15 protein-coding genes are annotated in these 20082 nt (G+C 67.4%); 11 read left to right on the top strand and 4 right to left on the bottom strand.

Annotated features, from left to right (window positions below):
- Positions 1-27: 27 nt before the first annotated feature.
- Together G7Y82_RS20360 and G7Y82_RS21260 are read left to right on the top strand one after the other, a co-directional pair.
- A complete protein-coding gene (locus tag G7Y82_RS20360) occupies positions 28-4104 on the top strand; it encodes a M36 family metallopeptidase (RefSeq protein WP_168149978.1) in 4077 nt (1358 codons plus the stop codon).
- A 51-nt stretch (positions 4105-4155) separates the two neighbouring features.
- A complete protein-coding gene (locus G7Y82_RS21260) occupies positions 4156-4767 on the top strand; it encodes a DUF6438 domain-containing protein (protein WP_206370941.1) in 612 nt (203 codons plus the stop codon).
- 149 nt (positions 4768-4916) lie between these two features.
- Here G7Y82_RS21260 and zapE read toward each other — a convergent pair whose 3' ends face one another.
- Genes zapE through G7Y82_RS20340 form a run of 3 tightly spaced genes read right to left on the bottom strand, consistent with a single transcriptional unit; the run spans position 4917 to position 8102 of the window.
- Positions 4917-6002, bottom strand: coding sequence for a cell division protein ZapE (zapE, locus tag G7Y82_RS20350; RefSeq protein ID WP_168149977.1), 1086 nt, complete (start codon positions 6000-6002; stop codon positions 4917-4919).
- The gene (locus tag G7Y82_RS20345; protein ID WP_168149976.1) at positions 6002-7321 is read right to left on the bottom strand and encodes a D-arabinono-1,4-lactone oxidase; all 1320 of its coding nucleotides are present in this window, start codon (positions 7319-7321) and stop codon (positions 6002-6004) included. Before G7Y82_RS20345 ends, zapE begins: the two co-directional genes overlap by 1 nt.
- A 40-nt stretch (positions 7322-7361) precedes the next feature.
- Positions 7362-8102 (bottom strand): lysophospholipid acyltransferase family protein, encoded by a 741-nt coding sequence (locus G7Y82_RS20340; RefSeq protein ID WP_168149975.1) that lies wholly within the window; start codon positions 8100-8102, stop codon positions 7362-7364.
- 20 nt (positions 8103-8122) lie between these two features.
- On the opposite strand from G7Y82_RS20340, the gene xerD reads away from it, so the two are divergent.
- The 5 genes from xerD to G7Y82_RS20315 all read left to right on the top strand — a co-directional run bounded on the left by xerD (position 8123) and on the right by G7Y82_RS20315 (position 14871).
- A complete protein-coding gene (xerD, locus tag G7Y82_RS20335; protein WP_168149974.1) occupies positions 8123-9058 on the top strand; it encodes a site-specific tyrosine recombinase XerD in 936 nt (311 codons plus the stop codon).
- Between the two features lie 131 nt (positions 9059-9189).
- Complete coding sequence (locus G7Y82_RS20330) at positions 9190-9963, top strand: thioredoxin fold domain-containing protein (protein WP_168149973.1); 774 nt, start codon at positions 9190-9192, stop codon at positions 9961-9963.
- Positions 9964-10118: 155 nt separating this feature from the next.
- On the top strand, positions 10119-12713 hold the full coding sequence (gene mprF, locus G7Y82_RS20325; RefSeq protein WP_168149972.1) for a bifunctional lysylphosphatidylglycerol flippase/synthetase MprF: 2595 nt from the start codon (positions 10119-10121) through the stop codon (positions 12711-12713).
- The gene (locus G7Y82_RS20320; RefSeq protein ID WP_168149971.1) at positions 12710-14209 is read left to right on the top strand and encodes a virulence factor family protein; all 1500 of its coding nucleotides are present in this window, start codon (positions 12710-12712) and stop codon (positions 14207-14209) included. Before mprF ends, G7Y82_RS20320 begins: the two co-directional genes overlap by 4 nt.
- Positions 14206-14871, top strand: coding sequence for an HAD hydrolase-like protein (locus tag G7Y82_RS20315; RefSeq protein WP_168149970.1), 666 nt, complete (start codon positions 14206-14208; stop codon positions 14869-14871). Before G7Y82_RS20320 ends, G7Y82_RS20315 begins: the two co-directional genes overlap by 4 nt.
- Before the next feature lie 4 nt (positions 14872-14875).
- Here G7Y82_RS20315 and G7Y82_RS20310 read toward each other — a convergent pair whose 3' ends face one another.
- The gene (locus G7Y82_RS20310) at positions 14876-15613 is read right to left on the bottom strand and encodes a metallophosphoesterase family protein (protein WP_168149969.1); all 738 of its coding nucleotides are present in this window, start codon (positions 15611-15613) and stop codon (positions 14876-14878) included.
- Between the two features lie 67 nt (positions 15614-15680).
- On the opposite strand from G7Y82_RS20310, the gene G7Y82_RS20305 reads away from it, so the two are divergent.
- From G7Y82_RS20305 to G7Y82_RS20290, 4 genes are all read left to right on the top strand, one after another.
- Positions 15681-16325, top strand: coding sequence for a hypothetical protein (locus G7Y82_RS20305; protein WP_168149968.1), 645 nt, complete (start codon positions 15681-15683; stop codon positions 16323-16325).
- A gap of 125 nt (positions 16326-16450) precedes the next feature.
- Positions 16451-17965, top strand: a complete 1515-nt coding sequence (locus tag G7Y82_RS20300; RefSeq protein WP_168149967.1) for a M20/M25/M40 family metallo-hydrolase — start codon at positions 16451-16453, stop codon at positions 17963-17965.
- 82 nt (positions 17966-18047) lie between these two features.
- A complete protein-coding gene (truD, locus tag G7Y82_RS20295; RefSeq protein WP_168149966.1) occupies positions 18048-19061 on the top strand; it encodes a tRNA pseudouridine(13) synthase TruD in 1014 nt (337 codons plus the stop codon).
- Positions 19062-19153: 92 nt separating this feature from the next.
- On the top strand, positions 19154-20014 hold the full coding sequence (locus G7Y82_RS20290) for a serine hydrolase domain-containing protein (protein WP_168149965.1): 861 nt from the start codon (positions 19154-19156) through the stop codon (positions 20012-20014).
- Positions 20015-20082 lie beyond the last annotated feature (68 nt).

Raw genomic sequence — 20082 nt, 5'->3', positions numbered from 1 at the left:
TCACAACCAGGAACAGGGAGCCTATTGATGAGAAAGACTGCAATCGCAGCGGCCGCTTGCGCGCTCGCGGCGACTTCCGGCCTCGCGGCCGCCGCCTCCACCCGCATCCCCCAATACGACGCGTTCTTCGCGCCTGGCGTCAGCAGCAAGGCGTACGGCACGTCGACCACGGCGCGTACCACGACCGGTGTCTTGGCCAAGCGCATGACGGCCAAGCTCAAGGGCGCGGACCTTGGACCGCGTGGGCTGAAATCCAACTTCGACGCCAAGCTTGGCGGCAACACCTTCCTCTGGGTGCAGAACGGCAAGGCCATTGCCTCCAAGGCCGCCACGACGCCGATGAAGCGTGCTGCGCTGGCCGAACTGACGGCGCGCGACGCGCTCAAGAGCAATGCGTCGGCGCTGGTCGTCGGCCGCACCGGCGCCGACGATGCCAAGCTCGTCGAACTGCAGGACAACGGCAAGGCTGCGGTCATCGCGCGCTTCCAGCAGCGCGTCGACGGCATGGATGTCTTCAACCGCCGTCTCGCGGTGCTGATGGATCGTGATCTGACGCCGAAGGCGATTTCCGGCTATTTCGCCCCCGATGCGCAGGTGCTGAAGGCGAAGAAAACCGGCAGCAGCTTCTCGCTGAGCGGCGCCGATGCCATCGCAGCGGCATTCCGGCAGATGGGCGGCAGCGTCGCGGCCGGCGCGCTGTACGTGACGAAGATCGCGGGCGACTATTCGCTCTACAACATTCCCGCCAGCTCGGCCGACTACCGCCTCGGCGCCGCGCCGCGCGTGAAGAAGGTGATGTACGCCGACAAGACGCGCCTGGTCCCGGCGTACTACGTCGAACTCGGCGCCGGCGCGTTCGATGTCGGCACCACCGATCACTACTCGTTCGTGATCGCTGCCGACAGCGGCCAGGTTCTGTTCCGCAACAACCAGGTCGCCTACGACGCCTATTCGTACGACGTCTATGCGGCAGCCGACGGCATCAATCAGCCGTATGACGGCCCGCTCGGCAACGACCTGCAGCCGGTGACGGTTGGCCCAGATGGTCCGTTCACGCGCACCCCGGCAACGCAGAACACGATCACCCTCGAACACGGTCCGATCGATTCGGACGATCCATGGCTGCCGGCCGGTGCCAGCGAGACCATCGGCAACAATGTCGAAGCCTACGTCGACCTCGACGATTATCTGACGGCTTCGGGCTCGCACGGCCCGACCGATGGGTTCACGCCCGATGGCCCGGACTTCTACGGTGCGGTGACGGCGCCTGGTGCCTTTGTCTATCCGTACGCGCCGGATACTGATCCGGCGACCGTACAGCAGCGCGAGGCGGCGATCGTCAACCTGTTCTACATGAACAACTGGTTGCACGACTGGTGGTATCACAACGGCTTCGACGAAGCGGCCGGCAACGCGCAAGAAGACAACTACGGCCGTGGTGGCGTCGAGGGCGACCCGATCCACGCCGAAGGTCAGGATGGCTCCGGCACCAACAACGCCAACATGGCGACGCCAGCCGACGGTGGCTCGCCGCGCATGCAGATGTACATCTTCACCGTCGTCGACAGCTCGCTGACGGTCAACAGCCCGAGTTCGCTGGCTGGCGAGCTGACCGCCGGTACCGCCGCGTTCGGTCCGCAGGACTTCGACTTGACCGCCGATGTCGCGGCCAGCACGCCGACGGACGCCTGCTCGACGCCAACCAATACCGCGGCGCTGGCCGGCAAGATCGCGCTGATTGCGCGCGGCACCTGCTCGTTCGCCGTCAAGGTCAAGAACGCACAGGACGCTGGCGCCGCCGGTGTGGTGATCTACAACAACGTGGCTGGCGACGGTGCGATCGGCTTTGCCGGTAGCGACGACACGATCACGATTCCGTCGATGGGTATTTCGCTCGAAGACGGCACGGCGCTCGGTAATGCGCTGTCGAGCGGTGCCGTCAATCTGACGATGCACGAGGAAACCAAGATCGATCGTGATGGCACGATGGACAACGGTATCATCGCGCACGAGTGGTTCCACTACGTCAGCAACCGCCTGATCGCCGACGGCAACGGCCTGTACAACAACCAGGGCGGCTCGATGGGCGAGGGCTGGTCGGACTTCTCGACGCTGATGTTGATCGTCCGCCCGGAAGACCGCATGGTGACGGGCAACGACCAGTATCAGGGCGCGTATTCGACCGGCACCTACGTCGACGACAACCAGTACTTCGGCATCCGCCGGACGCCGTACTCGACGGACATGAGCATCGATCCGCTCACGTTCAAGGACATCGAGAACGGAGTGGCGTTGCCGACCACCGCGCCGATCGCTTTCGGTGCCAGCGGCGTCAGCAACTCCGAAGTGCACAATTCCGGCGAGATCTGGGCCAATGTGCTGTGGGAGGTCTACGCGTCGCTGCTCAACGACGACCGCTACACCTTCGAGCAGGCTCAGGACCGCATGAAGGACTACGTGATCGCGGCGCTGAAGATCACGCCGGCGGCGCCGACCTTCCTCGAAGCACGTGACGCGCTACTGGCAGTAGCCTCGGTCACCGACCAGACCGACTTCGATCTGATGGCCAAGGCCTTCGCCAAGCGCGGCATGGGCTTCGGCGCGGTGGCGCCGGACCGCTACGACGATACGCACAGCGGCGTCGTCGAGAGCTACGAGCCGTTCGGCAGCTCATTCGAAGTCGATGACGTGGCCCTCAACCTTGCTTACGACGACGGCACGCAGGGCTACTGCGACCTGGACGGTGTGCTCGATGCCGGCGAAACGATGCAGCTGACGCTGACGGTGCGCAGCACCGGCACTACGGCGATCGACAGCCCGATCACGGCGCGACTGGTCGGTCCGTCGAACGTGTCGTTCCCGGACGGCGACACCATCACCTTCGGTTCGCTGGGCCTGATCGGCGACACCATGAGCGGTTCGATCCTGATCCGGCTCGACTCGGCCTCGACCGCCGAGCAGCTTCCGCTGACGATCGAGTTCCCGCAGGTGGGCGATACGGAAGACGCGGTGGTCGAGCCGCAAAGCGCCGGGCTGACGCTGTCGGTCAACTACGACCTCGAGCCGGCCGCAACGTCGGACGGCATGGAGAATCCGCTGACCTATCCGCACGACTGGACGACCGGCGATCTGGCCGAATCCGGCCTGCCGGGCTGGGGTGTCTATGACGGCGCCCAGCTCGACGGAGATGGCAGCTTCTTCAACACCGGCCACCTCTGGTACGGGCCGGACAACGACGGTGCTTCGCAGTTGACGCTGGAGACTCCGGAACTGGACGTCGGCTCGAGCGAGCTCACGTTCAGCTTCCAGCATTACTACCAGATGGAGCTATACGGCTACTTCTCCGACGGTACCCCGGTTGGCTGGGACGGCGGCGTCATCGAGATGAGTGTCGACGGTGGCGACTGGGTCGATGCGCTCGAATCGGCGGACTATCCGGCATCGGTCACACAGGGCAATGGCTACAACGGCCTGGCCATCGTTTTCGACCCGGAGAACGGGCGCGACGCTTTCGTCGACTACAACACCAACGGCTTCGAGCCGGTGACCATCAGCTACGGCACGGCGCTGGCTGGCCATACAGTGCGCTTCCGCTTCCTGGCGGCATCGGACGAGGCCTACGGCGAGTTCGGCTGGGCGGTGGACAACGTCTCGTTCTCGGGGCTGACCAACAAGCCGTTCAGCACCGATGTCGCCGACGCCGCGACCTGCGCCAATCGTCCGCCACATGCCGATGCCGGCATGGACACCGAAGTGCGTGGTTCGAGCGGCAAGGACCATCGCACGCTGCGCCTCAGCGGTTCGGCCAGCGATCGCGACGGCTCCAGCGGTCTGACGTATAGCTGGACACAGGTGTCCGGCGATGCGGTCACGATCACGGATGCCGACACGCTGACGCCGTCGATCGAACTGCCGGAGGTTGAGCAGAGCACCGATCTGGTGTTCCGCCTGACTGTTTCCGACGGGCAGGCCAGCGACAGCGACGATGTGAAGGTCACGGTCGTCAAGGCGCCGCATACCGGCGGTGGCGGTGGTGCGATGGGCCTCGGTCTGTTGCTGCTGGCACCGCTGGCGCTGCTGCGCCGTCGTCGCCGCTCCCGTTAAGCCACAGGAGGTAAGCTCGCACGCAGGCCCGTCCTGCGTGCGAGTTTTTCTATGCGCAAACTTTTACTCACCACGGCATGCCTGATCGCGACCGGTCTGGTGGCCTGCAAGTCTCAGGGCGCCGCGCCGCCCGCTGCGACGAGCGCGACGCCGGTGCCGGCGCCTGCGACGGTCGCGGCCCCGCCGTCGCCGTCCGCCTCACATCCGATCAAGGCGCGTGACGACACACCGCCGCCGCGCGAAGGGCTCGGCATGAGCGAATTTTCGATCCGCATGCGGCGCGGCGTCTGTTTCGGGCGCTGTCCGCAGTACACGGTGACGGTCAATGCTGCCGGCCAGGTCGACTACATCGGCGAGCGTTTTGTCGGCGTCGATGGTGAGCGCCAGCACCGAGCCGATATGGACAAGCTCGGACTGCTGCGCCAGCAGGCGCAGGCGGTATTTGCGTCGACCAAGGACGTCGTTCCGGGCGCGGCCAGTTGCCCGCACTACGCGACCGACATGCCGCAGGTCACGCTGACCTTGACCGATGCCAATGGCAGTCGGCAGCTGCGCCATTACACCGGCTGCGCGAACCCGCCGCCAGCGCTGGGGCAGCTGGAGCAGTTGATCGACGAGGTGGCTGGCGTCGACGAGTGGGTCACGGGCAAGGCGACGCAGTAATCGATGTAGCGCCTGGGGGGCCGCACCGGTGATGCCTTCCGGTCATATTCCCGCCAATCGCGACAGCATGCGACGGCGACACAGCATTGGTGTTGCTTGGCAGTGGGTGCGGGACTCCATCGCGGCGCACGCGCGCTGTGTCCACCGGCCTACGTCAGATGGGCCCGTGCCAGATATTCCTCGGACTGCATCTCGGTCAATCGCGACAGCGTGCGCTGGAACTCGAACTTGAGGCGGTTGCCGACGTAGAGATCTTCGGCAGCGACGTCGGCGGCCAGCAGCAGCTTGACCCCGCGGTCGTAGAACTCGTCGACGAGGTTGATGAAGCGGCGCGCGGCGTCCTCGCGGAATACCGTCAGCTGCGGCACGCGCGAGACCAGCACGGTGTGATGCGTGCGGCCGATCTCGATGTAGTCGGCGGCGCCGCGTGGGCCTTCGCAGAGATCGTCGAAATCGAACCAGACCACGCCGTCGAGTTCGCGGCGCGCGTGAATGATGCGGTCGTGGATCAGCAGGTCCTGCTCGTGGCCGGGCCCGTGCGCCATGGTTTCGAACCAGCGCTCCAGATCCTGTTCTGCCGCCTCGTCACAGGGATGGCGATAGATGTCGGCATGCGTCAGCGTGCGCAGTCGATAGTCGACGCCGCCGTCGACATTGAGCACGCGCACATTGCGCTTGAGGATGTCGATGAACGGCATGAAGTTGGCGCGCTGCAGGCCGTTTTCGTAAAGCCGCTCGGGCGGGATGTTGCTGGTTGCCACCAGCGTCACGCCGAGCCGGAACAGATTCTCGAACAAGCGCCCGAGGATCATCGCATCGGCGATGTCGGAGACGTAGAACTCGTCGAAGCACAGCACGCGGACCTCGGCGGCGTATTCCTCGGCGACCAGCTTCAGCGGATCCTGCTCGTCCGGGTAGCGTTTGCGCCGTTCATGCACGTCGAGCATGAAGCGATGGAAGTGCGTGCGCAGCTTGCGCGCGAACGGCAGCGAATCGAAGAACGTGTCCATCAGATACGTCTTGCCGCGACCGACGCCGCCCCACATGTAGAGGCCGTCGACATGCGCCCACTGCTGGCGGCGGAACCAGCGTCGCGGCGGCGTCGCCTGCAGTTGCGTATAGACGGTTTGCAGCGCGTCGACAGCGGCGGCCTGCGCCGCGTCACGCGAGAAATCCGTTCGTTGCAGGTCCTGTTCGTAGCGGGCGAGGGGGGATAGCGGTTGTTCGTGGCTCATCAGCGCAGGGGGACGCCGAAGATTCGGCTCAGGTGCGGGTTCAGGAACAGGCCGTCCGGATCGAGGTCCGCGCGCAGGTGGCAGAAATCCTCGAAGCGCGGGTAGCGCAGGCGTAGGCCGGTGGCGCCGAGCAGATGCGCCGAGCCCCAGGCCGGGCGGCCGTCGTGTTGTTCGAATAGTGTCGAGGCGGCCACGTAGTAATCGTGGTGCGCAACGTCGCGATAGGCCGGCAGCGAGATGCAGATGCTGTCGCGTTCGTAGTGCGGCGACAGCCAGGCATCGTCGCCGCGCACGAAGCGGATCTCGACCGGTACGTGGACGCGCAGATCGACTTCGGCGATCAGCCGTTCGAGCTGACGCAAGACATCGTCGGCGGCTTCGATCGGCATCGCATATTCGAGATGCTGGACGCGTGTGCGTCGCGCGATCTGGTAGGCCAGTTCGGCCGGCAGTATCGCGCTGTTCATCGGAATACTGTCGGCCAGCAGCTTGCCGGCCGTTTCGGCGGCCTGCGGCGAGCGCCGCGCCAACGTGCGCAGGCTGCGCAGCACCACCTGTTCCTGGAATACGGTCCGCGCGGCGCGCATCGTCAGCGGACTGTGCGCGGTCTCGCGCGCCTCGTCGGCGTAGTGCTGGCGCACGATGTTGGCGTACGGAAACCAGTGCAGTTCGAAATTGCGATGCTCGCGGCGCCGATCGGTGAGCCGCGTCAACGTCTCGCCAAATGTGGCGCGCTTGGACTGCACGCGCAGGCGGTAGTGGTCGACGCACTGCAGCTCGACGTGGGTGATGACGCCCAGCGCGCCGAGCGAGACGCGCGCGGCGGCAAACAGCTCCGGATATTGCTCCTGTGAGCAGGTCCGCACCGAGCCGTCGGCGAGCACGATGCGCAGGCCGGTGACCAGTGTCGTCAGGTTGCCGAATGCCAGGCCGCTGCCATGTGTGGCGGTGGCAATGGCACCGCCGATCGTCGGGCGGTCATCGCTCGGCGCGTTTTCCAGCGCCAGCTCGCGGTCGGCCAGCAGGCTGTAGAGCTGACGCAAGGAGGTGCCGGCGCGGACCCAGACGCGCGAGCGCTGCACGTCGATGGCGTCGATGCCGGTGAAATGCCGCAGCGACATCTGGTTGTCGTCGGTCGCGCACAGCGGCGCGAACGCGTAACCACTGCCAATCACGCGCAGGCGCTCGCCTTCGTCGGCGGCGCGCACCACCTCGGCCTGGATTTCCTCGATCGCGACCGGTTCGGAACAGTAGTTCGGTTCGCAGCGCACGGCCCCGGACCAGTTGCTCCAGGTGTGCGGACGGGAGAGGCGTTTCATCGATGACTCGGCGAAATGCGAGGTTTCGAGGATACCGAAATCACTCGCCACCTTCTGTGGCGACATCGACACGGTCCGGTTCGCCGCAGCGCGACAGTACCGCGGCGCGCGCCGTGTCGCGCAGCCCCAGTGCGGCGTCGCGGTCTTCGCCGGATGGTGCGATCGGCGCGCCGATTTCGATGGCCAGCGCGCTCCAGCGCGGCAGCTTGCGGCCGCCGCCGTAGAGGCGGCGCGAGCCGCGGATGACGGCCGGTACCACCGGCGTGCCGCAGCGTGCCGCCATCAGGAAGGCGCCGACCTTGAACGGCAGCAGGCCCGGCTCGCTCTTGAACGTGCCCTCGGCGAAGATCGCCAGCGGTTCGTCCTGCTTGAGTCGGCGCATCAAATCGCGGGTGGTGCGCGCACCGGCACGAGGGTCGCGACGATTGACGAAGATCACGCCCATGCGGCTCAGGCACTGGCCGATCAGCGGCCAGCCTGCCGCGCCGTCCTGGACGACGAAGCTGAAACGGCGTGGCAATGCCGCCGTCAGCAGGATGCCATCGAGATAGCTGGCGTGGTTGCAGACCACGACGCAGGCGCCGGCGGGCAGGTTGCGGACGCCGCGTACGCGCATCGGCACGCCGATGCAGACCATCATCAGGCGCACGCCGAAACGACCGATCTCCCGGCGCACCGCCAGGTTCGGACCGATGATGACGACCATGCAGACGAGCGGCACCAGCAACGCCAGGATCAGCGCCGCCAGCGGGGCATAGAAACAGTCGAGGAGGCGACGCATGGGTGGCTATTATAAGAATGATGCAAGCCAAAACCCCTGCCGGCCGTCGAGGCCGGCCGCCGGCGGCGCCGCTGCCCGATGAGGACGCGGCGGCAATCGATCGTTTTCTCGACCGGCTATGGCTGGAGCGCGGGCTGTCGAAGAATACCCAGGCCAGCTATCGCTCCGATCTGGCGCTGGTCGCGCGCTGGCTGGCGCCGCGTGGCACGTCCATCGTCGCCGCTGCCGAGGCCGACCTGCGCGAATACCTGGCGGCGGCACGGCGCAGCGCGCGCACCCAGGCGCGGCTGCTATCAGCGCTGCGCCAGTTCTACCGCTATCTGGTCGCCGACCGGCAGCGTGAGGACGATCCCAGCGGTCGACTGGAATCGCCGAAGCTGGGCCTGCGCCTGCCGAAGACGCTGACCGAACACGATGTGCAGGCCCTGCTTGAAGCGCCGAACGTCGACGACCCGCTGGGGTTGCGCGACCGCGCGATGCTGGAGCTGATGTATGCCAGCGGCCTGCGCGTCAGCGAGCTGGTAACGCTGCGTCGCAGCGGCATCGATCTGCGCCAGGGCGTGGTGCAGATCGTCGGCAAGGGCGGCAAGGAGCGTCTGGTGCCGACCGGCGAGGAGGCGCTGTACTGGATTCAGGGCTATCTGCGCGAGGCGCGCGGCGAGCACGCCACGGCCGGCGTCGAAGCGCTGTTTGTGACGACCCACGGCGAGGCGATGACGCGGCAGAACTTCTGGATGCGCATCAAGGGGCACGCCCGCGCGGCAGGCATCCGCAGCGCACTGTCGCCGCATACCCTGCGCCACGCCTTCGCCACCCACCTGCTCGAACACGGCGCTGATCTGCGCGCGGTGCAGGCGCTGCTCGGTCACGCCGACCTTTCGACCACGCAGATCTACACGCACGTCGCGCGCGCGCGGCTGCTGGAACTGCACGCGCGGCATCATCCTCGGGCCTGAGGCGGCGCTGACGCCGGCACGGCGGCGATCGACCCTGACGACAGTCTGTCATGCACGGCCGGCGATGAACCGGGGCCGGGCGGTGCTGTCATAATGACCGTCTTCCATTTGTTTTTCTGTCCGGATCTCCGATGAAATCGCTGCTGCTTGCATCCGCTGCCTTGGCGCTGGCTACCCTCCTCAGCGGTTGCGCGCCGAAGGATGATTCCGGCACCGCAGCGGTCCGCGCCAGCCTCAAGCAGGTGCTGCCGGGTCTCAAGGATGACGCCGTGCGGCCGTCCGCCGTGCCGGGCCTTTACGAGGTGCAGGACGGATCCAACTTCGGCTACGCCACGGCCGACGGCAAGTACCTGATCGAAGGCGATCTGGTGAACCTGCAAACCGGCGAAAGCATCACCGAGAACCACCGCAAGGCCGATCGCCTGCAGCAGCTGGCGGCGTTGGGCGAGCAGAACATGATCGTCTACAAGCCGGAAGGCCGGACCAAGCACGTCGTCACCGTCTTCACCGACATCGACTGCCCGTACTGCCGCAAGCTGCACAGCCAGATGGCCGAGTACAACGCCGAGGGCATCGAGATCCGCTATCTGTCGTATCCGCGCACCGGCCCGAACTCTGCGTCGTTCAAGAAGGCCGAGGAAGTCTGGTGCGCCGACGACCGCAAAGCGGCGCTGACCGCCGCCAAGGCTGGCCAGCCGGTGACCGACAGCAAGCCGGGTGACGGCGCCCAGTGCGCCAGCCTGGTTCGTCGCGAATGGGACATGGGCAACGATTTCGGCCTGCGCGGCACGCCGTTGTTGGTGCTCGATGACGGCAGCCTGGTCAACGGCTACCTGCCGCCGGCGGCGCTGCTGCAGCGCATCGATGCGCCCGATCAGCCCAGCGTCAACCCGCGCTCGGGCTGATCGCCGGGGCGGGCCGGCCGGCGACGGTCGGCTTTCGCGCGCGTCGATGGAACTCCTACGGTTTTTCCCGGTCAGTCGCGGGCTGATCGGGGCGTCGCGTGGTTGCGACGAGCCGGCGGCCTAACCCGCTCCTGTCTCCCGGGGTCGCCCTGTCGATGTCGGATTCTCCCGTTCCTCCGCCTGCTCCCGCCGCTGCGCCGCCGCCGTCGCTGCACTGGTCACGGCTGCGCACCGCACTGACGGTTGTCGGCGCCATCTTGCTGACGGCGCTGATTCTCTATGCGCTGCAGCGGCTGACCCGGGAGGTGCAGTACGACGAGATGGTGGCGGCGATCCGCAACACCAACGGTCTGCGCATCTTCCTCGCGATCCTGGCCACGGCGGCGAGCTTCGTCGCCCTGAGCGGTTACGACTTCTCCAGCCTGCGTTATGTCGGCGCCCGCGTGAAACCGCAGGTGGTGATGCTGACCTCGTTCATCGCCTACGCGCTCGGCAATACGGTCGGCCTCGGTGTCCTGACCGGCGGCGCGGTGCGCATGCGCATGTACAGCGCGGCCGGCGTCGAGACGCCACAGGTCGGACGCGCGATCGCGTTCAACGCGCTGGCGTTCGGCATCGGCATCTCGACGCTAGGCGCGTTGGGGCTGCTGTGGGGTGCCAAGCAGGTCGCCAGCGTCGTTGCGCTGTCGCCGAATCTGCTGCGGACGATCGCGATGGTCGTGCTGATGGCGGTCGCCGCGTTCCTGACGCTGTGCGCGGCGCGCCCGGAACTGCCGCTGGGGCCGAAGCTGACGCTGCGCCTGCCGTCGGCGAAGCTGGCCATGCAGCAGCTCGGCATCTCGGTCGTCGAACTGGTGTTCTCGGCCACCGCGCTGTGGTTTCTGATGCCGCAGCACGCGACCATCGGCTTCCCGGGCTTTCTGGCGTACTACGCGATCGGCATCGCGCTCGGCATCATCAGCCACGTGCCCGGCGGGCTCGGCGTGTTCGAGGCGACCATGCTGCTCGCCTACCGCGGCGACCTGCCGGTCGACCGCCTGGCCGGCGCGCTGGTGCTCTACCGCGGCGTCTACTACCTGTTGCCGCTGCTGGTCGCGGTGGCGACGCTGGCGGTGGTCGAACTGCGCTCGGGTGTCGTTGCGCCGGTGACGCGCGCCGCGGCACGCCTGTCGCCGCTGCTGCTGTCGGCGTTTACGCTGGTGATCGGCGTCATGCTGCTGGTGTCGGGAGTGACGCCGGCCAGTGATGCGGCGCTGGAGCTGCTTGAACTGAAAGTGCCGCTGCCGCTGGTCGAGGCCTCGCACTTCCTCGGCAGCATCTTCGGCCTGATCTATCTGTTCCTGGCGCGCGGCATGCTGCATCGGCTCGATGCGGCGTGGTGGGCGGCGCTGGTGGTGACCATCGCCAGCTTCATTCTGGCGCTGCCCAAGGGCCTGGCGATCGGCGAAATGACGCTGCTGGCGTTCTTGTTCGTGACGCTGCTGGCGACGCGCCGCGAGTTCTATCGCCGCGCGTCACTGCTGGCGCAGGGCTTTTCGCTGCCGTGGTTCCTGGCCGTCGGCTGCCTGGTTGCCGGCGTGTTCTGGATTCTGTTCTTTGTTTATCGCGACGTGCCATACGGCAGCGAGATGTGGTGGCAGTTCGCGTTCGACGCGCGCGCGCCGCGGGCGCTGCGCGCCGCCACCGGTATTTCCGTGCTGCTGCTGGCGTTCGCGTCATGGCAGCTGTTGCGGCCGACGTCGGGGCGCATGGCGCGGCCCAGTGACGACGAGCTGGCGCGGGCACAGGTGATTGCCCGCCGTCAGCCGCGTGCCGAAGCGGTGCTGGCGTCGACCGGCGACAAGGGGCTGCTGTTTTCGGCGTCCGGCAATGCGTTTCTGATGTACGGCAAGCACGGTCGGTCCTGGGTGGCGCTGTTCGATCCGGTCGGGCCGCTCAAGGAATGGCCGGAGCTGATCTGGCGCTTCATCGAAATGGCGTCGACGCATGGCGGTCGCGCCGCGTTCTACCAGATCCGCCCGCAGTCCTTGCCGGTCTACCTGGATGCCGGCCTGCGCGCGCTCAAGCTCGGCGAATATGCGGCGGTGCCGCTGCCGGACTTCACGCTGAAGGGCAGTGCCCGCGCCAACCTGCGTCACGGCGCCAGCCGTGGTGAGCGCGAGGGTCTGACATTCGAATGGCGCGAGGGTGAGGACATCCGCGAATGGCTGCCGGCACTGCGGCCGGTGTCCGAGGCCTGGATGGCCGAGCACGAGGCGCGTGAGAAGAGCTTCTCGCTGGGCCGATTCGACGCGCGCTATCTGTGCGCCGGCGGTGTTGCCATCGCCCGTCACGGCGAGCGTATCGTCGCGTTTCTGAGTGTGCAGATCACCGAGCAGCGCATCGACTCGGTGGTCGATCTGATGCGCTACGTGCCGGATGCGCCAAAAGGCACGATGGACTTTCTGTTCGCGCGCACGCTGACCCATCTGCAGTCGCTGGGCTATCAGAGCTTTGGCCTGGGCATGGCGCCGATGTCGGGCATGATCGATCACCCGCTGGCGTCGCGCTGGCACCGCTTCGGGCGCATGTTGTTCGCGCACGGCGAGCAGTTCTACAACTTCCGCGGTCTGCGCGCGTTCAAGGAAAAGTTCGCGCCCGAGTGGGAACCGCGTTACCTCGTTGCACCGGGCGGAGCCGCGCCGCTGTTGGCCCTGACCGACATTGCCGCACTGATCAGCGGTGGCTTCAAAGGAGTCATCAGCAAATGATGCGTCGTTGCATGGCCGCGCTGTTGCTCGGCCTGATCGCGGTTCCGGCATCGGCCAATGTTGCCAAACACCATCATCGTCATGCGTCATCGGTCGCCGCACCGGCTGACGCGGCGCCGCTGCCGATCCCATTGGCGCCGGGCGCGCGGGAGATGATCTCGCACGGCCGCTTCGACGGCGTGGCCTTGTATCCGGCGCAGGGCAAGCTGAAGAGCTTCGCTTTCGTGCTGTCGGGTGCCGACGGTTGGCAGGCGCCGGAAGTCGCGATCGCGCAGCAGCTGAGCGCGCGCGGTGCCATCGTTGCCGGCATCGATACCCAGCGCCTTTACAAGACGCTCGAAGCGGCCGACGACGATTGCCTGTTCCTCGACGGCGACTTCGAAAATCTCGGCCGCTACATCGAAGCCTACGAAAAGGTGCCGGGTTATCTGCCACCGATCCTGGTCGGCCGCGATCGCGGTTCGACACTGGCATACATGCTCGACGCGCAGGGGCCGGTCGGCACCTTCACCGGCGCGATCTCGCTGGGCTTCTGCCCCCAGACCGGCCTGCATCGGCCGTTCTGTGAAGCCGATGGCCTGCGCTACACGACCGGTGCGGTGATGCCGCCGCCGGCCGGTCAGTCGCTGCGCCTGCCCAAGCAGCCGGGCGTGCTGGCGCCGTCGTCGAAGCTGTCGGCACCGTGGACGTGGATCGACGCCGGCGCGCCGGCCGAGGCCTGCCCGATGGCGATCGATCCGGGCTTTCCGAATCTCAAGGAAGCGCGACGCATCGTCTCCGCGCCGAGCAATCGCGACCGCCTTTATCTGAAGCAGTACGACGCGCTGGCGGCGTCGCTGGCACCGACGCTGGCCGCCGCCGAACCGCCGGCGTCGCTGGCTGACCTGCCGCTGATCGAGCTGCCGAATGCGACGCCGGGCGATACCTTCGCCGTGCTGTGGTCGGGCGACGGCGGCTGGGCCGGTCTCGACAAGGATGTCGGCGAAGCGTTGAAGAAGCATGGCATTCCGGTGGTCGGCGTCGATTCGCTGCGCTACTTCTGGGGCAAGCGCACGCCGGGCGTGCTGGCTGCCGATGTCGACCGCATCGTCCGCTTCTACGCCAATCGCTGGCACCGCAGCCGGGTCCTGTTGATCGGTTATTCGCAGGGCGCGAATGTCTTGCCGTTTGCGTATAACCGCCTGCCGGAGACGACGCGCAAGATGGTGGTCGAGACCGCGCTGATGGGCCTGGAATCGCAAGCCGATTTCGAGTTTCACGTGACCAACTGGGTCGGCAACAGCAAGGGCCTGCCGATCGCGCCGGAGATGCAGAAGCTCGGCGGCACCAATGCGCTGTGCTTTTATGGCGTCGAGGAAGACGATTCGCTGTGCCCGTCGCTGGACCCGAAGCGCATCACGCTGATCAAGCTGCCGGGCGGTCACCACTTCGACGGCAATTACGAACACCTGGCGCAGCTGATCCTGCAGGCGGCCGGCATCAAGGTGCCGACGTGACGGCCACCGCGTTCACGGTGCTGCTCGATCTCGATGGCACGCTGACCGATTCCGAAGACGGCATCATCCGCAGCATGGCGTATGCGCTGCGCACGATGGGGCGGCCGGTGCCGGATGACGCGGCGCTGCGTCGCCTGATCGGCCCGCCGACTTTCGAAACCTTCGGCTTGCTGATCGGCGACGATCCGGCGGCGATCGACGACGCGGTACGGCACTACCGCGAGCGCTTCGCCTATGTCGGGCTGTTCGAGAATCGCGTCTATGACGGCGTGCCGGCGATGCTCGATGCGCTGCGCGCAATGGGCTGCCGGCTGCTGCTGGCGACGTCGAAGCCGCATGTCTACGCGCGGCGCATCGTCGCGCACTACGGTCTCGACGCGTGGCTGGACGGGCTCTACGGCGCCGAGCTCGACGGCACGCGCGCCGACAAGCCGGCCTTGATCGCGCATCTATTGGCCCATGAGCCGGTCGATGCGGCGCGCGCACTGATGGTTGGTGACCGCAAACACGACATCCTCGGTGCCCGCGCCAACGGCATACGCAGCTGCAGTGCGCGTTGGGGCTACGGCGAGGCCAGCGAAATCGACGCCGCGGCACCGGACTTTCGTTGTGCCGCGCCGGCCGAGCTGCCGCCGCTGGTGCGGCGTCTGATCGACGCATAAGGCTTCAGGCCACGCGCCCGGTGCGCAGCGCGATCGCCCAATCAGGGCGGCCGTTGGCGTCAGCCAGGCGCGCCATCGCCTCGTGCGCGTACGGTACGGCGATCAGCGTCGCCTGCCACCGCCCGTTGCGGTGCTCGACGATCGCATAGCGCGCGTCGGGGCTGCCGGTTTCGATGGTGTAGGGATACGGCTGGTCGTCCGCATAGGCCGGCAGGCCGACACTGCCCGGATTGACGATCAATTGGCCGCGCGTGCTGCGTGCGATGCGTGGCAGGTGCGTGTGGCCGCAGGCGATCAGCGCTGCGTCGCTGCCGGCTAGCCGCGTGTCGATCTCGTCGGCATGTGCCAGGCGGCGCCCCTGGGGCGTCACCGTTTCGAGCAGGGCTTCGACGTCGCGCCGCGGCGAGCCGTGGCAGAGCAGCACGTCATCGCCATAGGCGCGGCAGTGCGTCAGGCCGCGCATCCAGTCGAAGACCTCAGGCCCCAGCTGTGCATGCGCGTAGGCGTCGGATGCGAGCCGCGCGTGCGGCGGGTCTTGCAGTAGTTGCCGTTCATGATTGCCGGCCAACTGGACCCAGTCCTGTGCCATCAGCAAGGCCGCGGTTTCGCGCGGCAACAGCGGTCCGGACAGGCTGTCGCCAAGATTGACGACGGCATCGACCGCGCGCGGATGCAGATCGTCGAGCACGGCCTCGAGTGCCGGCAGGTTGCCGTGAATATCCGAGAGCAGGGCGAGGCGCATCGGTGGCAGCAGGCACGCGGCGAAGGTTCTGGCACCATTATCCACGGGGACGATGGGGAGAGGGGCCATGGCGGGACCGGAATTGCGGGCGCCGAAGCGTGCGGTAACCGCCGAGCGCGATCGGCTGCCGGCGATCCTGCTGACGGTGTTGCTGATCGGTGCCGGTCTGTACGTGGCATTGCACTGGCTCGACCGCATCGAAACGCAGCGCGAATCACCTGACGTGCCGGGCGCAGCGCCGGCGCCGGCGGGCGAGGGCGCTCGCCCCGAGCGGCCACCGCGTCGCGAAACCGTACCGGCGCCGCCGACAGCCGATGTCGATTGTGGGCTCGTCAACGGCCAGCGCCGCTGTTACGCGCGCTCGCACGACGTGCCGGACGATGAACTCAGTGCCGACGATCACGTGCGCCGCGCGCTGGCGATCATGGAAAGCAGATCGTCGACGACGGCCCGTCGCGGCAGCGGCTCGGTCTCGCCATACCCGACGGCCGACAGCCTGTATGCGTTCGCCGAACATCGCTGCGAGGCGTTTCTGGCGCGAGGCACCATCGCCTATCGTGAATGCCGTGCCGAGCAATGGCACGCATTGCGTAAGGGCTGCATTGCCTGGCGCGGTCGGCTGACGACGGCCACGGCGCCGCAGTACGAGCGCGTCCAGGCCTACGCCGATGCGTACTGCGTTGCCGAGCAGCGTTACCACATCGTCGACTGACATCGTCGCCGTCGCGCGCGGCGCATGAAGAATTCGCCAGAAAGGCACGGCGCCGCGGGTTCTTGCATTTCAATGGCGTGGAACTTGCCGTTCGGTCCGCACCGAACGCCCGACCGGAGTCGCTCTTGAACGCCCCCCTAACCCTGCGCCGCCTGGTGCTGGCCGCCTTGCTCGCCGCTGCATCGTCGTCTGCATGGGCGGCCGATCCCGTCCATGACGCTGCCGCGGCGACGCTGCCCGAATATCTCGATCTGCTGCGGCTGCCGAACGTCACGCGCGCATCAGCTGCGGATATCCAGCGCAACGCCGCATGGGTGAAGGCGGCGTTCATGCGTCATGGCTTTACGGCGCAACTGCTCGACGACGGCGACACGCCGATGGTGTTCGCGCAGCTCGGCGACCGGCATGCGCGCAAGACCGTGCTGTTCTACGCGCACATGGACGGTCAGCCGGTGACGCCGTCGGAGTGGGATCAGGCCAGCCCGTTCACGCCGGTGCTCAAGGCCAAGGACGCCAGTGGCGCCTGGCAGGCCTTGCCGCTCGACAAGCTGCAGGGCGGGGCGATCGACCCGGAATGGCGTGTGTTCGCGCGCTCGGCGGCCGACGACAAGGCGCCGATCATGATGCTGATGGCCGCCGCCGACGCGTTCAAGGCCGCCGGCAAGGCGCCGGCGATCAACATCAAGGTGCTGATCGACTCGCATGAGGAAGGCGGCAAGCCGACGCTGCCGGACGTCGTGCAGCGCAACGAGAAACTGCTGAAGGCCGACGCCGTGGTCATGCTCGACGGGCCGATGCATGCCAGCAACCGGCCGACGCTGGTGTTCGGCCACCGCGGCGTCACCGGCTTCAAGCTGACCGTCTACGGCGCGCGCGGCGACATGCACAGCGGCCACTACGGCAACTACATTCCGAACCCGGCCTTTGGCCTGGCGCGCCTGCTGACGGCCTTCAAGGACGCCGACGGTCGCGTGCTGATTCCCGGCTTCTACGACGGCGTGCACTTCGATGCGCAGACGCTGGCCGCATTCGCCGCCGTGCCCGACGACGAAGCGGCGCTGCTGCGCCGTGCCGGTGTGGCGCGGCACGATCGGGTGGGCGACAACTACCAGCAATCGCTGAACTACCCGTCGCTCAATGTCACGGCGATGGCCGCCGCCGACATCGAACATCCGCGTACCGTCATTCCGTTCGAGGCGTCGGCGTCGTTCGACATCCGCACCGTGCCGGCGACGCCCGGCGCGCGCGAGCTGGCGCTGGTGCGTCAATTCGTCGAAGCGCAGGGCTATCACCTGAGCGACGGTGCACCGACCGATGCCGAGCGTGCGAAATATCCGCTGCTGGCGTCGATCGCCGGCGGCGAGGGCGCCGCGCCGCTGCAGACGCCGCTCGACGCGCCGATCGGCGTCTGGGCGACGAAGGCGCTCGAAGGCGCGTACGGCGAAGCGCCGGTGCGCATTCCGATGATGGGCGGCACCGTGCCCACGCACGGCTTGGTGGTCGGCCTCAAGTCGCCGATCCTGCTGATGCCGCTCGTCAACGCCGACGACAACCAGCACGCCGCCAACGAGAACCTGCGCCTCGGCAACTACTTCATGGGCGTGAAAAGTCTGCATGCGCTGATGGCGCAACCGCTGTAGCGCCGCCGGCGACAGGCATGGGGCGGCGACGGCCGCGGCGGCGCGATGCGACAATCGCCGCCCCATGGCAGATCGCCCGAACATGCAAGAGCTTCCCTACGCCCACGGCGGCCCGGCGCTGCGCGCGCGCTTGCGCCGCGAGCCGGAAGACTTCGTCGTCGATGAAATCCTCGGTTACGAAGCCGACGGCGACGGCGAGCACGTCCTGCTCGCGGTGCGCAAACGCGAGGCCAATACCGACTGGATCGCGCGTGAGCTGGCGCGCTTCGCCGACGTGCCGCCGCTGGCGGTCGGTTATGCCGGACTCAAGGACCGGCATGCGGTGACCACGCAGGCGTTCTCGGTGCAGCTCGCCGGACGTCCCGATCCGGACTGGGCGACGTTTCCGCACGCCGAGGTGCTGTCGGCAAAACGGCACCGCCGCAAGCTCAAGCGCGGCGCGTTGGCCGGCAACCGTTTCGTGCTGCGCCTGCACGAAGTGCAGGGCGACCGCGAGGTCGCCGAGGCGCGGCTCGCGGCCGTCGCGGCCAGCGGCGTACCGAACTACTTCGGTGAGCAGCGCTTCGGTCTGGGCGGCGGCAATCTGGCGCGTGCCGAAGCGATGTTCGCCGGTCGTCGCGTCGACAAGAAGACGCGTTCGCTGCTGCTGTCGGCGGCCCGTTCGCACATCTTCAACGTCGTGCTCGCCGAGCGTGTTGCGCGCGGCTGCTGGAACACCGCGCTCGACGGCGAAATCTGGAGCCTGGCCGGTTCGCGGTCGTGGTTCGGGCCCGAGTCCTGGTCGGAAGCCTTGGCGCCGCGTCTGGCGGCGTTCGACATTCATCCCTCCGGTCCGTTGTGGGGGCGTGGCGCGTTGCCGTCGGCCGCCGCGGCCGCAGAGCTCGAAAGTCGGATCGCCACACAGTGCGCCGCACTGGCGCAAGGGCTGGAAGCCGCCGGACTCGAACAGGATCGGCGTGCCCTGCGCCTGCGTGCCGATGCGTTGCGCTGGCACTGGTTCGGCGACGACTCGCTGGAGCTCAGCTTCTCGCTGCCGCCGGGGACTTACGCGACCGTGGTCCTGCGCGAAGTTGCGCGGACCGCCGAGCCCGAGTGAGGGTCGTGATCGCTGGGTCTAACGGCGGGTGACTGACCCATTGAAGGCCGATTGAAGACGGGTTGTTTGGCGTGATGCCATGCGGAGACGCGATGCGAGCTGCAGCGTGGATCGATGACAGCGGTGTGTTGCACAGCGACGGCGTCGCCGACGCCGTGCCGTGGTGGAGCTTCGGCAAGACCGTGCTGGCGATCGCGGCGCTGCGGCTCGTCGGCGCCGGGCGCCTGTCGTTGTCGGCTCCGGTCGATGGCGCGCGCTACAACCTCGCGCAGTTGTTGCGCCATGAGGCCGGCCTGCCGGACTACGGCGGCGTCGCGGCGTATCACGAAGCCGTAGATGCCGGTCGCCCGCCGTGGCCGGTCAAGCGTCTGCTGACGGTGCTCGACGTCGATCGCTTGCGCGACGCGCCGGGCGAAGGCTGGGCGTATTCCAACGTCGGCTATCTGATCGTTGCACAGTTGATCGAGCGTGCCTGCGGGCGGCCGCTGCACGATGCGCTGCACGAATGGGCGTTCGACCCGGCCGGGCTGACGACGGCGCGTCTGGCGACGCAGCCCGGCGATCTCGACGCCGTGCAAATGGGCGATGCGCAGGGCTACCACCCCGGCTGGGTTTACCACGGCCTGGTGGTCGGCACGGTGGCGGACGCCGCAAGACTATTGCACGCACTGTTGGCTGGTCGCCTGCTGCCGCCGGACAGGCTGGCGCAGATGTTTGACGTTCGCGCGCTGCCGCAGTTTCGCAGCGCGGCACACCCCGACCCCGGCTACGGACTGGGCCTGATGGCCTACGCCGACGACCCGCGCCGGCACCCGGCCGGACACGGCGGCAGCGGCCCTGGCAGCACGATCGAGGTCTACGGCTGCAACGGCCGCGCCGCCGCCGTGTGGGCCGCGACGTCCAGCGGCGCGAATCCGTTCGCCGAAGTGATCGCGCATCTGCAGACCCAATGAAGTGAGCATTCTTTCCCGATTTGTCCGACGAACGGTCGCTGCGTGCGCAGGATGCTGTCGGCTTTTGC

The sequence above is a fragment of the Solimonas marina genome (assembly GCF_012241385.1).
Lineage (GTDB): Bacteria > Pseudomonadota > Gammaproteobacteria > Nevskiales > Nevskiaceae > Solimonas > Solimonas marina.
Note: the sequence above shows the minus strand (reverse complement) of the source record. Positions and strands in the feature narration are given on the sequence as shown.

Excerpts from the sequence above, each read along its gene's own strand:
- G7Y82_RS20360 (WP_168149978.1), top strand. The coding sequence starts at position 28 with ATGAGAAAGACTGCAATCGCAGCGGCCGCTTGCGCGCTCGCGGCGACT.
- G7Y82_RS21260 (WP_206370941.1), top strand. The coding sequence starts at position 4,156 with ATGCGCAAACTTTTACTCACCACGGCATGCCTGATCGCGACCGGTCTG.
- zapE (WP_168149977.1), bottom strand. The coding sequence starts at position 6,002 with ATGAGCCACGAACAACCGCTATCCCCCCTCGCCCGCTACGAACAGGAC.
- G7Y82_RS20345 (WP_168149976.1), bottom strand. The coding sequence starts at position 7,321 with ATGAAACGCCTCTCCCGTCCGCACACCTGGAGCAACTGGTCCGGGGCC.
- G7Y82_RS20340 (WP_168149975.1), bottom strand. The coding sequence starts at position 8,102 with ATGCGTCGCCTCCTCGACTGTTTCTATGCCCCGCTGGCGGCGCTGATC.
- xerD (WP_168149974.1), top strand. The coding sequence starts at position 8,123 with ATGCAAGCCAAAACCCCTGCCGGCCGTCGAGGCCGGCCGCCGGCGGCG.
- G7Y82_RS20330 (WP_168149973.1), top strand. The coding sequence starts at position 9,190 with ATGAAATCGCTGCTGCTTGCATCCGCTGCCTTGGCGCTGGCTACCCTC.
- mprF (WP_168149972.1), top strand. The coding sequence starts at position 10,119 with ATGTCGGATTCTCCCGTTCCTCCGCCTGCTCCCGCCGCTGCGCCGCCG.
- G7Y82_RS20320 (WP_168149971.1), top strand. The coding sequence starts at position 12,710 with ATGATGCGTCGTTGCATGGCCGCGCTGTTGCTCGGCCTGATCGCGGTT.
- G7Y82_RS20310 (WP_168149969.1), bottom strand. The coding sequence starts at position 15,613 with ATGCGCCTCGCCCTGCTCTCGGATATTCACGGCAACCTGCCGGCACTC.
- G7Y82_RS20305 (WP_168149968.1), top strand. The coding sequence starts at position 15,681 with ATGGCGGGACCGGAATTGCGGGCGCCGAAGCGTGCGGTAACCGCCGAG.
- truD (WP_168149966.1), top strand. The coding sequence starts at position 18,048 with ATGCAAGAGCTTCCCTACGCCCACGGCGGCCCGGCGCTGCGCGCGCGC.
- G7Y82_RS20290 (WP_168149965.1), top strand. The coding sequence starts at position 19,154 with ATGCGAGCTGCAGCGTGGATCGATGACAGCGGTGTGTTGCACAGCGAC.